At 62.9% G+C, this 15791-nt stretch carries 9 protein-coding genes; 2 read left to right on the forward strand and 7 right to left on the reverse strand.

The window, feature by feature from the left end; translation table 11 throughout:
• Nucleotides 1–155 precede the first annotated feature (155 nt).
• On the forward strand, nt 156–296 hold the full coding sequence (locus tag VGG89_00315) for a hypothetical protein (protein HEY1974970.1): 141 nt from the start codon (nt 156–158) through the stop codon (nt 294–296).
• On the opposite strand, the gene VGG89_00320 is transcribed toward VGG89_00315, so the two are convergent.
• Genes VGG89_00320 through VGG89_00330 form a run of 3 tightly spaced genes read right to left on the reverse strand, consistent with a single transcriptional unit; the run spans nt 293 to nt 4625 of the window.
• Nucleotides 293–2944 carry a tetratricopeptide repeat protein gene (locus VGG89_00320; GenBank protein HEY1974971.1) on the reverse strand — a complete coding sequence of 884 codons (2652 nt, stop codon included), beginning with the start codon at nt 2942–2944 and terminating at the stop codon, nt 293–295. The two genes, VGG89_00315 and VGG89_00320, sit on opposite strands and share 4 nt — an antisense overlap.
• 35 nt (nt 2945–2979) lie before the next feature.
• A complete protein-coding gene (locus VGG89_00325) occupies nt 2980–3651 on the reverse strand; it encodes a 2OG-Fe(II) oxygenase (protein HEY1974972.1) in 672 nt (223 codons plus the stop codon).
• Nucleotides 3648–4625, reverse strand: coding sequence for an NAD-dependent epimerase/dehydratase family protein (locus VGG89_00330; protein HEY1974973.1), 978 nt, complete (start codon nt 4623–4625; stop codon nt 3648–3650). The genes VGG89_00325 and VGG89_00330 overlap by 4 nt, the downstream gene beginning before the upstream one ends.
• Nucleotides 4626–4686: 61 nt before the next feature.
• On the opposite strand from VGG89_00330, the gene VGG89_00335 reads away from it, so the two are divergent.
• Entirely contained in the window at nt 4687–6195 is a 1509-nt protein-coding gene (locus VGG89_00335) for an adenylate/guanylate cyclase domain-containing protein (protein ID HEY1974974.1), read from the forward strand.
• Here the strand turns inward: VGG89_00335 and VGG89_00340 are convergent.
• Genes VGG89_00340 through VGG89_00355 form a run of 4 tightly spaced genes read right to left on the reverse strand, consistent with a single transcriptional unit; the run spans nt 6192 to nt 15719 of the window.
• Nucleotides 6192–9824 carry a DUF4397 domain-containing protein gene (locus VGG89_00340; GenBank protein HEY1974975.1) on the reverse strand — a complete coding sequence of 1211 codons (3633 nt, stop codon included), beginning with the start codon at nt 9822–9824 and terminating at the stop codon, nt 6192–6194. The two genes, VGG89_00335 and VGG89_00340, sit on opposite strands and share 4 nt — an antisense overlap.
• A complete protein-coding gene (locus tag VGG89_00345; GenBank protein ID HEY1974976.1) occupies nt 9824–11011 on the reverse strand; it encodes a hypothetical protein in 1188 nt (395 codons plus the stop codon). Before VGG89_00345 ends, VGG89_00340 begins: the two co-directional genes overlap by 1 nt.
• Nucleotides 11011–14232: a TonB-dependent receptor gene (locus VGG89_00350; protein HEY1974977.1), complete on the reverse strand. Its 3222-nt coding sequence runs from the start codon at nt 14230–14232 to the stop codon at nt 11011–11013. The genes VGG89_00345 and VGG89_00350 overlap by 1 nt, the downstream gene beginning before the upstream one ends.
• Nucleotides 14220–15719 carry a substrate-binding domain-containing protein gene (locus tag VGG89_00355; protein HEY1974978.1) on the reverse strand — a complete coding sequence of 500 codons (1500 nt, stop codon included), beginning with the start codon at nt 15717–15719 and terminating at the stop codon, nt 14220–14222. The genes VGG89_00350 and VGG89_00355 overlap by 13 nt, the downstream gene beginning before the upstream one ends.
• Nucleotides 15720–15791 lie beyond the last annotated feature (72 nt).

Raw genomic sequence — 15791 nt, forward strand, 5'->3', positions numbered from 1 at the left:
TTTTGCCGAAAATGTAAGGCTTTTTAAGCTCGGTCGGTCTGCTTTCCAGAGGAGGGTCGTCTGGGGACCTGCGAACGGCCATTAGCAACTGGGGCTTTGCTTCAGCCTTTCACCATCTACTTGCGCACTAAGATGATATAGGGAGAGCGAACATCATGAACATCCTTGCAACACCCGGCGACGTGCATGTCGATCCCAAAAACCACCTTCAAGAAGAGCTGCAGTCATTTCTCGAAGCGTTCGCGCTTCTCGAGCACGGCGTACTTCCGCTCGAAATCCTGAAGAAAATCGCCTAAGAAGCTGCAGACGGTTGTTTGGGGGCCGATCCCAATGCGGAGATCAGCCCCTCAATCGCTTGTTCTTGCAAAATGCCGCCGTCGCTCGCCAGACGGTCGGCCGCCAGCGCACCGAGCGTTTGGCGAAGTCGCTGATTCCAAGACTCCATCGCGTTGTGCTCGAGCGGCTGCAGCGGCACACGCACGACGTTTCTGAATCGCACCGCGAAGCCATAGATTTTCGCCGCGGATTCGCGAGCTTCGAGCGCGACGGCGACCTTGAATGCGGCCTCGAAGTAGCACGCCAGAAAGAGGCGATTGGGCCGCTCGCCCATCGTTTCGCGCGCCGCTTTCAATGCCGAAAGTGCCTCGTCTACCCGGTCGCACTCGAGCAGCATCTCCACGACATTGAGATATTGATTGCTGGCGTCGGCGTCGTTGCCGAGCTTGCGATAGAGCAGCAAGCTCTGCTGCGCGTACGTCAGCGCTTGTTTTGGATCGCCCGCTCGCAAACACGCGATACCGAGATTCCCGAGGACGAGCGCGCAGTTAGGGGCGGACCCAAGTTCTTTAAATAACTCGAAGCTGTGTTGAAGCAGCTGCCGCGCGGCACTGTGATTGAGGTGCAGCTCTTCCTCGAGCAGCCCCAGATTGCAGAGCGCGACGGCAATACCTTTACGATCGTTCTGAACGCGAAACAACTCAAGCGCCCTGCGCAGAAGCGGTTCGGCTTCCGCGCCGTTACCAAGCCCTTGTTTCGCATTTGCCAGCAGCTGCAGCGCGTTTGCCAGAGCCGCGGCATCGCCCGCTCGTTCGTGAATCTCGACGAGAAGCTTCGCAAGCGGATCTAACGCCCGGTAGTCCTGCCGAACGGAGGCAATCTGAGCGGCTCGCTGCAGTAACTCCGTCCGCAGATGGGGTGCAACGTCCATTCCTTCGAGCGCGCGGTTGATCCAATACCATCCCTCGGCCGTGCGTCCGGTGCTCCTCCAAAATTCGAAGAGCCCGTGGACGGCTAAACGGCCGCCCTCGGGATCCATGCGCTGTTCGAGTGCCAGATGGAGCGCGCTTCGGATATTGCTCCATTCGGTCGCGATAACGGGAACACCGGTGTCGGCCCTATCGCGTGCCGGCGCAGCCGCAAGAACGAACCTCGTGTAATAGGCGCAGTGACGCCGAAGCGTGTCGTCGACTTCGTTAGATTCGCGCAACGGAACCATCGCAAAATCTCTGACTGCCTCGAGCAGGCTGTAGCGCGCGCCCTCCACCGTAGTCAACTGAAAGACCAGCGATTTGTCGACCAGCGATGCGAGCAGCGCTAAGCCGTCGGCAGCGGACCCCTCGTCGAGGGCGATCTTTTGGGCCGCGTCGGACGAAAACGATCCTTCGAAAACGGCGAGGCGGCGGAAGAAGCGCTGTTCGTCGCGGGCTAAGAGGCCGTAACTCCAATCGATCGTCGCGTCGAGCGGATGACCCGCAAACGACAGCAACTCGTCGAGCTGCGTCATCGACGGGTCCGCTAGTCGCGCAGCGGCCAGCTCGATGGCCAGCGGAATACCTTGGAGTTTCCCGCAGATCGTCGCGACGGTCGCATCGGAGAGTGTGACGTCGGACCGCACGGAGCGCGCACGATCCAAAAACAGCTGCTCGCCCTCTTCGATGCCGCCGATGCGCAGAACGTGCTCGCCGCCGACGTGCAGCGGCTCGCGGCTGGTGACGATGATGCGTATGCCGGGAGCGGCTTTGAGCAGACGGCGGGTAAAGTTCGTGACTTCGTAGAGCATATGCTCGGCGTTGTCGATGACGATGAGGCACTTCTTTTTGAAGAGCGCTTCGAACAAGGTCGTCTCGATCGGTTCGCCGGGTACCGGACTCACGCGCATTCCGTCGGCGGCAACCTGCGCGATGAGCGCCGGATCCTCGACTTCTTTGAGAGCGACGAACCAGCAGCCGTCTTTGTAGCTGCGCAAGAGTTTCGCGGCGGCGTGTAACGCGAGCCGCGTTTTGCCGATACCGCCCATGCCGGCGATCGTGACCAGCGGATAGAGCGTGATGAGATCGCGCACTCGCTTGAGCTCTTCGGAGCGCCCGACGAACGCGGAGGCCTGCGTCGGAAGATTATTGGGCGCGACGTCGACGAGCGCGGCGCTCGGCATCTCGCGCAGTCCGGGACCGACAATTTCGAAGACGACTTCGGGTTCGTTGAGCTCCTTGAACCGGTGCTTGCCGAGATCGCGCAACGCGACGTCGCCGAGATCGCCTGCCAGCAGCGACGCTGTCACCGACGAGACGAGTATCTGTCCGCCCAACGACGCGCCGGCAAGCGACGCTACGCGATTGATCGACGGACCGCAGTACTCGCCGCGCCGCAGGACCGCGTCGCCGGTGTGCAGCCCCATCCGAACCCGTAGCTGGCCGATTCCGTTCGGCCACGGTTCCATCGACAGCGCACGCTGCGCGTCGACGGCCGCGCGCACTGCATCGTGCGGATATTCGAAGACGCAGCAAAACGCGTCACCGACCGTCTTGAGGGCTTTGCCGCCGTGGCGCTGCGTGGCCTTGTGAAGGAGCTCGTCGTGGCGTCCCATCGCGCGCCGCATCGTTCCTTCGGCCCGCTCCCACAGGCGCGTTCCGTCCTCGACGTCCGTGAACAGAAACGTCAAGTTCATCGAAGCTCGCACTTCGCCCGGCCCGGGGCGGCGGCCTACAGCGCCTCGTGAAAAACGACGCCTAACGCGTACCGCGTGCCCCAGTGCACCGTGCCGACGCCGTGCTTGAACTGCGCGCGGTAGGTGCCGCGCGTGCCGTCGCGCGGCACGCTCCGGCTGGGCAGTACGAGCATATCGCCCTGCTGCGGCTGCAGTACGTGCACGCGGGTTTGGGCTCGGGGGCGATTTTCGCTCAACACGACCTCCCCGCCGCCGAACTCCTCGCCGGCCCGGCTGAGATAGACCGTGGCCTGCAGCGGAAATGCGACCGGGCCGTAGAGGTCTTGGTGCAGACAGTTGTAGTCGCCGGTCCCGTATTTGAGCAGCAGCGGCGTCGGCCGGCGTTGATCCGAAGCGAAGCAGCGTTCGACGAACTCGCGGTGCGTCGACGGGAAAGTCATGTCGAGATGCAAGCGTGACGCCCACGCATTGGCGAACGGAACCAGCGCGGCGTACAGCCGTTCGCGTAAACCGGCAATCGCTTGCGGAATCGGATTGGCGAAATATTTGTACTCGCCGCGGCCGAACGCGTGCCGCTGCATCACGACGCGGCTGCGAAAGCGGGCATCGTCGTCGTACATCGCTCGTAGATCGTTTGCGACGTCCGGATCGATGAACGATGGAACCAGCGCGAAGCCATCCGTGTCTAGAGTTGAAAGATCGATCACGCTTGGACTGCTTCCCGTAACAGCTCGGCCTCACGTTCGGGGGTTAAGCCGCCCCGCGCCAGAAACTCCGGATGTGCGGTGAGAAAAGCCATCGTGCGCCGCACCGTTTCGAGGCCCGTGCGCAGTTCGAGACCGGCGGCATCTGCTCTACTGCGATCGGTTTGCAATATGCCTTGCAACTCGTCGCCGGGAAGCCACAGCGGAAGATCGGACCACGGCTTGACGCCGCGTTCGAGCAGAAAGGAAGACTCGAGCCAAACGGGCTTGCCGGAGGGCGCGCCGCGCTCGCCGGCCGCCTTCGCACACAGCGCGAGCAGATCGCCCATCGTCGTCGTTTCCTTCGGACCGATCACGTTGAACGTTCCGCCGATGTCGTGCGAGATCGCACGCTCGACGAAACCCGCGACGTCACTGGCGTCGACGAACTGCACCTTTTGATCGGCGGGCAACGGAGCGACGAAAGCGCCGCCGCGCATCGCGCGTTCGCACCAGTAGGAGAAGCGGCCGGTGTGATCCCAAGGTCCTACGATCAGCCCCGGACGAAGAATCGTTGCTCGATCGCCGAAGCGTTCGCGAACGAGGCGCTCGCAGGCAACTTTGTTGCCGCCATACCGCTGCGCTTCGTCATTTGGATCGAACGTTTCGCATACGGGCCCGTCTTCGGTCATTCCGATCGTCGCAGAATCGGTGTAGACGCTGACGGTCGAGATAAAGACGTAACGCTTGCATCGCAATTCGAGCGTGCGCTCGAGGTTAGCCGGCTCCATCGCTGCGACATCGACGACGGCGTCCCAAGACTCGTCGACGATCGCGCTGACGTCGGCGTTGCGGTCGCCGAGTCGCTCCTCGACACCGGCCGGAAGCTCGCATTGCGTCTGCCCGCGATGGAAACGAACGGTGGGGTGGCCGGCGGCTGCCAGCACTTCGACGATATGGCGTCCAAGGAACTTCGTACCGCCCAAAACCAGAATCACGATCTCATTGTAGCGCCCGCCGGAAGCAGGCGCCATCCGATTCTTGCCTGAAGGCACCAGAATGGCTGCGATGACCAGTCTGCGCGTTATTATTGGCGTCGTCGTTTTGCTGCTTATCGGGCTGCCCGTTGCTGTGTGGCTCGATCTGCGCGACGTGAGCGCCACTGCCATGTTGCTGCAGGCCAACGACTTCGACTCAGTGATCAGCGGTATCCGCGGCTACTACGCTGACAAGGTCGTTCGCAATGTGCTCGACGCTCCGGCCGGCACGAAGGTCAGCGTCACCCCGAACTTCCTCCATCATCCCGGTGCCATACCGATTCCGGCGACGTTCTCGCTGGCGTTAGGCAACGTCGTGAGCAGCGGGCAGTCGAGGGTGGAATACCGCTTCATCTCGCACTTCCCGTTCAAGGGTCGTCCGGAGCATCACTTCGATGCGTTCGAAGACGCGGCGTTGACCGCGCTGCAGAAGAGTCCCAAAACACCGATCAGCGCCGTCTCCTGGCACGGATTCTCAACGCAGGCGCGCTTCGCGACGCCGATCATCATGGGCCCGACGTGCGTTGCCTGCCACAACTCCGATCCCGACTCTCCCAAACGGGATTGGAAAGTGGGCGACGTCCGCGGGATTCAAGAGCTGGTCGTGACGCAGCCGCTCGCGGCGAACATCTTTTCCTTTAAGTTCTTGGTCGTGTACTTCATCGTCGCCGGTTTGCTAGGCTTGGGATTGATCCTGAGCCAGTACCGGCAGAAAACGTTCCTGGGATCGATCTCGCAGAAGCTGTCGCGCTACCTGTCCCCGCAGATCTACCGCAGCATCTTCAGCGGCGAGACCGCGACCGAGATCGAAACGAAACGCAAGAAGCTGACGATCTTCTTTTCCGACATCAAAGATTTTACGTCGAGTTCAGAGCGGCTGCAGCCTGAGACGTTGACCGAGCTGCTTAACGAGTACTTCACGGCGATGTCGATCATTGCGCTCAAGCACGGCGGAACGATCGACAAGTTCGTCGGCGACGCGATCCTCATCTTTTTCGGCGACCCGGAAACCCGCGGCGAGGCAGAAGATGCCAAAGCCGCGCTGCGCATGGCCGACGAGATGCAGCGAAAGATCGCCGAGCTGCGCGTGACGTGGCGCAAACGCGGGATCGAGCAGCCGTTCCACGTGCGCATGGGCATTAACACCGGCTTCTGCAACGTCGGTAATTTCGGCTCGGCCGACCGCATGGACTACACGATCATCGGCGCCGAAGCGAACCTTGCAGCGCGGCTGCAAACCATCGCCGAGCCCGACACGATCGTCGTCAGCTACGAAACGTACGCGCTGGTCCGCGACATCGCGCACGCGCGTCCGCTCGATCCGATTCACGTCAAGGGCATCAGCCGCGAAGTCTGCCCGTACGCCGTCGAGGGAGTACTCGACGAAACGGGCGCGACGTCGCAAATCTTCAGCGAGCACGCGACCGGACTCGATCTCTTCCTGGACGTCGGAATGCTCGACGAGCAGGGCGCGCAGCGCGCGCGGTCGCTGCTGCAGCGTGCGCTCGATGCGTTAGGAAAACGCACCTAAGGCGCGAGGAACAGGTGCTCGGGCTTCTCGTTGCAGTGTTTCACGCCGGCCAAACACCGCAGCGTGAGGTTCGGCTTTCCGCCTGGAACGAGCGGCAGCGGATAGACCGAAAGATGTCCGTTGGCAGCGTCTAAGGCGAAGACGCTCCGTGCCGGCGCATCCGCCGCAACCGCTCCGACGACTTCCTCGACGATAGCGTTGGGAAAGAGTCCCTGCACCGGCATGAGCGGCAGCGGGAATTGCGCGAGCACGTTGTGCGGCTGGGGCGGAGGCTGCTGCGGCGGAGGCGTTGCGAGCGGTCCGAAGTACTGTCCGACGATCACCGAAACCGGATTGGGATCCGTCGGTAAAAACTGGCTCGAATCGACGAACGCCGCTTGGGCGATGTTGAGGCCGTCGAGCGGCGACATCGACTTGGCGTACGGGAAGCTCGTTTTGAACAGCGATGCCGACGTCGCCGACTGACCGTAGACGTACAGGGTCGAGTTGACGTCGAAGCGTCCTTGCACGACACCGTACGCCGCCGTCTTCGTCCCCGGCGCGCCGAACGGAATCACGACCGATGCGACGCTCGTCTTGGAAAGGGGAGCGCGCAGCTCGGTGATCTCGCCGCCCAGCCCGCTAAAGAGCCACAGATTGTTGAATGGATCGTACTCGACGTCGACGAGATCGGCGCCGGACGGTCCGATCTCGGTCATCGCCGGCGTTAGCGCGACGGTGCGGTGCGCTCGGTTCGGCGCAAACGAAACGATCGGCTTCCTAAAGAACCGAATTTGCGATGCAGTAACGATCGCGACGTTCCCGTATTGATCGGTGGCGATCTGCGGCGCAAATGCCGACCCGGGCTCCTCGACGAGTGCTTTTAACGGGCGCGACGACGACGACAGCGGCAGCTTGTACTCGTAGAACGTCCCGTTGTGATCGACGTAGAGGTGTTCCGGCGGCGGCGTGAGCGTCGCAACCGGAGCCGGCTGCTGCACGGCTTGCCTATCGGGCGCTGGAGTCTCGCTCGCGTTCGCACCGTCCAAAACCCCGAAGACCGGCCCCAGCAGCGAACCGGAAAGCGGGTCGAGCACGAAGAGCGAGAGACGCGACACGTTGTGAAACGGCAAGAGGTTACGGCGGTCGAAGCTGTCGACGCTCTGCAGCGCGATCGTGCCGCCGGTCATCGGCGTCGTGCCCGTTCCGACGTAGGCCCCGGTACCCGATACGCGTTTGCCGAGCGATCGCACTTCCAGCGCGCCCACACGTGCGCTTCCGAGCTCCCAATAGCCCGTGTTGCCCTTGACGTTGAACGTGCCGAAATCGACTTTCGGTGCGGCCGGCGACGCTTCGTAGACGGCCAGCGACGCGCCTCCCGTTGACGGCGCCGCATCGGCAAACGTCAGCAGCTTATAGTGCGGATACGTTCCGACCAGCGCGATTGAATACGATTTTCCCGAGGCGAGCGACGCCGTTTTAAAGGGACCGATCGAGTAGCCGAGGCTGTCGAGTACCCGAACGCTCAATACGCCGGCGGGATAACCCGAGTACGCCGAAATCCATCCGTATGGGAAGTACGACGCGACGGTTGTTTTGTTGACCTGTAGGAACGACGTTCCGAGGCCGACGGGCGCGCCGCCGACTCGAGTCTCCAGCAACGGAGCGCCTTCGATGAAACGTACTTGTGCCGGACCCGAAGCAACGTCCGCGTGCGTCTTACCCGGTGGAAGCACGAACACGCCGATCGGCACGTCGAGCGCGGTTGCCGAGCCGGCGATCGTCGCGCTCGGCTTTACCGAGCCGCTCGCGTTTGCATCGAAGGTGTCGACCGCGTTGCCGAACTCGTCCGCGACGAAGATCGAGTCGCTGTACGCGGTAACGAAGGGATAGAATCCCGCGAGCGGATAGGATGGAGCGTAGCACCCGGAGTTGGTCGTGGTGACGCCGTCGAGCGTGAGGACGCGCAGCGGCGCATTGTCGGTCGTTCCGCCTCCCGATCCGCCCGCGAAGACGTTGACGCGCGCCTGACACGACGTCTGCGCCCCGCGATTGATGACGTAATTTCCCGTAAAGATTTCACCGCTGGTATCGAGCGCGATGCCGGCGACTTGCCCCGACGTGAGCTGCGTCCGGTTATCCCACGGAATCGTTCGCGACGGGGTCGAGCTCGCGTTGGATTGGTTCGCGCTCGCGTTGACGAAGATGCCGGGAGCGGGCGCGAGGGCCGTGTGCAGGATGCCGTCGACATACGCGTTGTTCGCGAGGTCGAGCGCCAGGCCGGTCGGGCCCGAATAGCGGATCGACGGTGAGGCAAATGCCCACGCACGCAGCGGCGCCGCCGGCCCGCTACTGTTGGGCGCAAACGTCAAAACGGCGTCGCTTACGGTGCCGCCGAGGTTCGTCGCGCCGTACGTGACGAGATTTCCCGACGAATCGAGCGCCATCGCGATCGGAAAGAGCGACGTCCCGTGCGCTTTGTCGGCGCCCAGCACGTAGGCCGGTGCGTCGTTGTCGTGCGCACCCGGTGAATAGACGGCAATCTCGTTGCCTTCATCGGGCGTGCCCGCGACGGTGGAAAATCCTTGTTCGTTGTCCAGGTAACCCACGTACACGTTTCCGGCAGCGTCGACGGTGATGCTGCGCGCGTACAACGTGCCGTTCAGTTGAAGCGTGCGCTCCGGCGCGACGTTTCCGCTGTGCGAGCCGTCGTAGACGGTGAGGGTCGCTCCGCGGCCCCCCTTCTTGCCGGCGTTGAGCACGTAGATCGTGCCCGGCGCCAGCGGCGGCGGTGTGCCGGAAACGGCGAGCGAGGCCGTTGCACTGACGGCGTCGGGCTGTGTGACGCTAGCCTGCAGGCTGATCGACGACGATGCCTGGCGGTTGCCGTCGTACACCAACTCGAGCGAAGAAACGGGACGCGCGACGGAAATGACGCTCCCGCTCGCGTGGCCGTCGTGCAGGTGAAACGCGCCGATGCCGTCGCCTTGAATCGACAGCGACACCGGCGACAAGAACGCACTCGCGCCGACGATCTGCGCTCCGCTTGGATCGAATGCGTCCAACGCGACCGGAACGGCGGCAGACCGTCCGCGTGCGATCGACGTCTGCGCGACGTGCATCGACAACTTGGCGATCACGCCGCCGATGGAGAGCGAGAGCGCACTGTCGAGACGCACCGCGCCGGCGCCGCGCGCGATGTGCGCCGGCACCGTGCCGGCCGACAACACGTCACCGGTCGCGTTTTTCCACGCATACGTCGTGACGTTGAACGTATCGTCGCCCGCTGCCGCGTCGACCTTTGCCGAACATTTCAGCTCGCCGTCTTGAAGCGTGCATCCCGGGGCGTTCGCTTCGGTATTGACGACCGTCGTACGCGCACCGCTGACCGGGCCCCCGTCGACACTTGCCAAACCGATCGAGATCGAGTGCGTGTTGGGAGAGAGATACGACGGTTTGCGTCGCGCGCGCGAGCGGCGTTGCCGCGGCAGCGTTATCGTGACTTTTGCACTCACGAGCGACGGCGGCGGCGGTAGCGGGCCTCCGGGTGACCCCACCGTCGAGCCGTTCGGCGTATTGGGAGAACCGCCGCATCCGGCCAGCGCCAACGCGAGCAGGAAGCCGGTGACGGTCGCGCGCGTGCGAAGCACTAGGGATACGTCCCCGTGAACAGGTCCGAGGTGCTGATGTCGGCTTGGCCGTTGTTCCCGCTAATCTTCGGCAACTGGCTCAAGTTACTCGGATACGCCGATTCGAAGATCGGATAGTTTGCCGCGACGGCGTAAAGCTCGTACGTTCCTCGCGGACAAATCGTTGGGGTGGCTTTTCCGGACTGCGTCTGCGGGCCGAGCGAATCCGGCAAACTGACGCTGTGTTTCCCGGTGCCGTGCGCGAGCACGGCGTAATACGTGTCGGTCGTGTGCGACGTCACGCAGTTGCCGACGCCGCTCGCGCCAAAAGCCAGCACGACTGCGAGCGCCTCACGCGATCCGCGCGGAAGCGTCATGTGAATCGTGCCGCCGCCTTTTCCGTCGGGCGTGAACGCCGGCGTCGAAAACGGCGGAAGACCGGTGGTTGCAACGAGTTGCGCATTCGAGGAAAGAACGCCGGGCGGCGGCGTCGCCGTGCCATCGGGTCCCGGACTCGGCGTCGGATTCGCCGGCGTCGTGAACGCCGGCGGAACGGCAGCGTAGAGATGGTACGTTCCGATGACTGGTTTCACGGCAAAATCGGTAAAGCCGAGCGAGTATCCTTGAAATCCCAGCGCGGCGACGCTTGGATCGATGGCTGGGAACGCCGGCGGTCCGCCGTAGAATCGCTCGAGATTGTTGCCGAAGACGGGAAGATTGAAGGCTTCGTAGAGCGATGCCGTGCCGTTGACCGGTGCCGCATCGGAGTTGCACGGACAGAAGCCGTAGCCGAACGCACCCGTCGTCGCAGCCTTGAGGCCGCGCGGCGGTCCCGTCCACTGCGATTGGTTGAGCGTCGCCCAGGTGATGTGATTGGTGCCGAGATCGGCTCCGGCAAACTGCACCTGATTTCCGGTCTGCGTCGAGGTCAAGACGTTGAAGCTCGACGGGCCGATGATTTGCGGCTGGTTATAGAGCGTGCCGGACAATCCGTCTTGCTGGCGCAGCGTGACGACCGTGTTCAATCCGTAGGCGACGCTCTGCCCGTTGTTGGAAGCGATCGTGGCGACACCAACCGCAAACTGCAGCTTGCTCACCGAACTTGGATCGACGGAGGTAACGGGCGGCTCGGAGGCCCCGCCGTTTCCGCATGCGGAAAGCGCGGCGGGCGCTAAGACGGCGACGAACGCCAAGAGTAAACGGCGCATTACAACTTCACCTGATAGTAGAAGCGGAACGTGATCGGCGTGAGATTGGGATACGTAAGGTACGGCGCGGATCCGTGCGCCGAAAGATCGGGCGGCTGGAACTGCGGAGCCGCCAGCGAGTACGTACACGGCGCGGTTCCGTTGGTGAGGCCCGTCGAGACCGGCGAGCCGTAACAGCCGTTGAAAATCGGAACGTTATAGACTTCATTGAACAGGTTCTTCACTTGCATGCCGAACGTCGAGCGCGAACGGTCGGGCGTATATTCGAACGTGACGTCGACGTTGACGCGCGGCGTGGTGAGAAACCCGCCGGCCAACCCGGGTTCGTGAATGCCGCGCGTCGCGGCGATGTTTGGCGCCGTGCACGTTCCCGGATCGAGCGGATCGATGAATCCGGGAGTCTGGGAGAAGATCGTCGCGAGCGCCGTGCTGGGTACGATCACCGGCTTGCCGTTGCAGTACACCGCGGTATAATAGCCCTCGCCGTACGGATAGCCGCTATTGACGGCGATGACCGGATTGATGCGAAAACCGTGCTTGCTCTTCCAGTCCAGGGCCGCGTTGAGCTGGAACGGTGACAGATCCGGCGAGCGATACGTTACGCCGAGTGCCAGCGCGGCCGGCACGAGGAACGCGCCCGGGGGCTCGTTTCCGAACTGGCTAATGTACGTGGCGCCGACCTGCATCGAAACGCCTTGCGCGAGGTCGCGGTTGTAGAGCGCCTCGATGCCGGCGGCCTTCTGAATGCCGAGGTTCGAATACTGAACGTCGCCGTACACCGGCGTGCCCGTTTGGTAACTAAAGCCGATGATCTGCGCCGTTTGCTCGATGACGTCGTAGCCGCGGCGATAGAACGGCGTGACCTTCAACGCCGATCCGTCGCGGAACTCGTGCGCCCACGAAAGATCGACGTTCGTAAACGTCGCGCCTTTGAGCGGCGCTTCCAAGGTCGAGCTGCCGAACCGGTAGTCGCGAGCGAGCCAGTACAGTTGTTGGGCGTAGTTAGCGCAGACTTGATTGGCAAGCGGCCCGCAGTAGGTCGCCGCTTTTCCCGTCGAGTTGTCGTACGACGGAACGCTCTCGTAGGGGAGATACGGCGTCATGCTGACGTCCGCGCCGACCTGGCTCGGGAGCGGGATCGAAAGCGTGTGACCGAAGCCCAGGCGAATCGTGTCGCGCGGATCGGGGCTATATGATAGATCGAAGTGCGGTTCGTAGAGGCGCTGGTGCGCGACCGCTCCGATCGTCGGTGGAGCGCCGGGCGACGAGGGGATGTGGAAGTTATAACCGTCGAGCCGTAGGCCGAGCTCGGTCTTCCAGCGCGTCGACATCTCGACGGTATCTTGCAGATATGCGCCGTAGACTTGCTGGCCGACCGTCGGCACGTCTTCCTCGTACGGAAACCGATGGCCGTTGGGAAAGTACGAGTTCAGATAGCCGCAGCCGGCGGTAATGCTCAACTGAGCGCAGAGCTGGGGCGAGAAGAAGTCTTGCTCGAGCCCTTGCTGCGCCGACGGATTGTTATTGGGCAAGAGCCCTTGATACGTATACGGCAGCGGCAACGGCTGGTTCGGGTGCGTGATGGCGTAGGTGTCGATGTAGGCCGGCACCGTGTACGCCGTGTACGACGTGAAATCGTATCGGTCGCCGAACGGCCGCGCGTACTGATAGAGCAGGCCGGCTTTCAAGAGATGCTTGAGCCCGAGCGCGGTCACGAAGTCGAGCTGGCCGGTCGTGCGCGACCCGCCGTACGGCGAAGCGAAGATGCCCTGCGCCGGCATCGTCTGCGATTGCTCGAGAAACGTGCGGTCGTAGCGGGCCGTCAGCTCCGACGTCGAGCCGATGCTGGTTCCGTATTCGAACTTATACGCCAGAAACGGGCTGCTCTGCTGATCCGGCTGCGAGACGTACGAGTAACTTGTGGGTTGACCGGGATAGTGTGGAATGAGCCGGTCGCAGGCGTAGTTCTGCTGCGGCGTATTGATTGGACCGTTGGGCCCGACGATCGGATACGACCAGCACTGCCCGGGGTTCGTGCCACCCGAGATGTACGGCAATAGCGCAAATCCGCCATAGTCGAGATCCTGGTCGATCGCCTGGTTCTGAATGAAGAACTGCAGCCGCTGCGATTGGTTCTTGCCGAACCGCCAGATGAGATTGTCGACGAAGTCGTTCGATTTCAGATACGACGGCGCGTAGTAGACGAGATTTGGGTCGATGGTGCTGCCGAGCGTCGCCGCATTGGTTCCGAGGGTGCCCAGCGAAGCCGCCGCCACTCCCGGCACGCCGTATTGAAAGTTGCGGCGCACTCCGATGAACCCCGCGTAGTTCGAGAGCCGCTGCTTGGGATCGGCCCAGCCCCATTCGAGTCCCAATTGATGCAGATACGGGAACATCAGTGCTTCCGCATCGACGTTGAAAAACCCCGGATACGTGCCGTGCTTGGCGGTAAAGAGCACCAATCCGGTGCCGGTGTTGCCGTGCGTCGCGTCGCCGCCGCCGGGGATGAGCTGAACGCTGCCCACACCGTTGAGCAACCCGAAGTTGCCGATGTTCTGCAGCGTATTTTGCAGGTTTGCCGAGGGGGTCGTGTAGTCGATGCCTTCGAACTCGTACGCGGCCTCGAACGCAAAACCGCCGCGGATCGAAACGGTTCCGGATTTATCGATGGTCACGCTGGGAATGCTGCGCAGCAGCTGGTTCTCGTCGGTGTTGAACGTTTTCCCTTGAACCATCGCGATCTGATTGCCGGTCACCGTGTAGGTGTCGATCGTCATGCCGCGCTGAAACGCGCTCCCGCCCGAGCGCGCGTGGGTGACTGCGATGACTTTGAGCACTTTTGAGAGGGCCATATCGACGGTTTGCTGCGATCCGTTGAGCACCACGATGACCGTCGATGCCGGCTGATAGGCGTTCGCGCGGAACGAAATGGCGTAGTTGTCCGGCAGCACGGTCAAAAACGTGTAGCGCCCTTGCGCGTCGGTGACCGTGTGATACGTCGCGCTCGGCGACGAAGCGGTCACGGCGACACCGGCCAGCGGCGCGTGGGTATGGTCGTCGGTGACCGCGCCCTTGACGATGCCGGCGGTTTCCGCAAGCGCCGAAATGCTGGGCAACATTGCGGCGATCAGCCACAGCGTCAGGAACCCACACAGAATCACGCGCCGCAGAAGCGGCGCGTGATCGTGCGAGGAGGGAACGAGTGTGGTTACTTGACGCACGGACCTTTGCCGTCGCCGGGATCCTTCAGGGCGGCATCCTTGGCGGCCGTGAGAATCGCCTTGCTGAGCGGCGTGTATTCGAGGTTGGCCCAGATCTTCGCGGCCTTGCCACCGGCCATGAACGCGATGATCTTCTTCTTGGAGACGATGTGGAAGTTGTTGTTGTTACCGTAGAACAACAGGTAGCTCGCGGCCATGATCGGATACGCATCGCGCCCGGCTTTTCCGCGGACGATCGGTCCGTTCCAAACCGCCGGATCGAGATACAGCTGGCAATCCGGACGCGACGAACCGAGCGGAATTCCGTCCGATCCCATACCGCGCTGGATGCTCGCCGCGCTCACGTTCGCGAACGATGCGTTCGTGTTGGCGGCGACGGTCGGATCGACGAAGACGAACTTGCCGCCCGACTTCTTGCCGTTGCCGAGCCACGCTTGCGCGACCGCCGGATTTGCCGACTTCGCCCACGCGCCTTCCAGATAGCCGGTCGAGTACGGCGAGCTTTGCACTGCCGCGAGCACGCCCGGATTACCGCTCTCGCCGACGAAGTGCGAGTTGGGAACCGCCAAGGAACCGGGGCCGGGCCAGTTCTGGCTCACGCCGTAGCTCCACTTCGCGCTGTGACCTGAGCTCTCGTAAGGAGCCGCGTTGTACGGCTTTTTGAAGGCGGCGTTGCACGCGAGGGTGAGGTGCGAGGTGAAGTTGAATCCCGTGCCGCTGCCGTCGCTGCGGAAGTAGAACGTGACCGGGCGGCTGGCGCCGTTGGTGACGGACTTGCCGCCGTTGTCCGCCGTGATCGCGGCGTCGTTCCAGTTACTGACGGTGCCGTTGGCCATCGCGCAGTACGTCCAGCGCGAGAGGTGGAGCGGCGCTCCGAACTTCTTGAAATCCTGCGGACGATAAGCGTAGATGATGGGTCCGCCAATGACGGGGAACTCGAACGGCTCGCCCCAATTCGTTCCGGTCGAAGGCTCGCGCGTCGTCTTGTACGTCGGATACTCAGTCGATGCCATCGCTACGTCGGTTCCGGCAAAGTCTGGGGGATCGACGCGGGCGCCGAAGCCGCTGGGGGTCGCACCGAGCGGACCGCAAGCGCCGGTCGTCGTCGCCGTCGAACCGTCGCTCTGGCCTTTCGAGCCCGTTTCGAAGATGCCGCGACCCGTGCCGCTTCCGGTCAAGCAGTAGTAGATGGTTGCATTCGCGCCGAGTTTGATCGATGCGAAGATCGAGCCGGTTCCCGGCGGTGCTTGCGGTTTGGTCGCAAGGCCGGCCGGTTCCGATCCGAGGTTGTAGCCGTACGCCGGAAACGTCGCACCGCCGGCGTGGAGGTCGTTTGAACTGAAATCGTTCGGGCGAAGTTTCGCGTGCCCAACCGTCGTATTCGGCAAGGCGGAGACTCCGGAGGCCCCGTTGGACGGTCCGTTGCACGCGCTCAGCGCGATTGCCGGGACTGTCGCCAGGGCCAACGTAGCAAGGACCTTTCGCATAAGTCGAATCCCCTCGTTGTAAGTAGAGTTTGGGACGATGGTAACCAAAGGGGCGACGCTCTGCATCCCGGG

Source organism: Candidatus Baltobacteraceae bacterium, from assembly GCA_036488875.1.
Classification (GTDB): domain Bacteria; phylum Vulcanimicrobiota; class Vulcanimicrobiia; order Vulcanimicrobiales; family Vulcanimicrobiaceae; genus JAFAHZ01.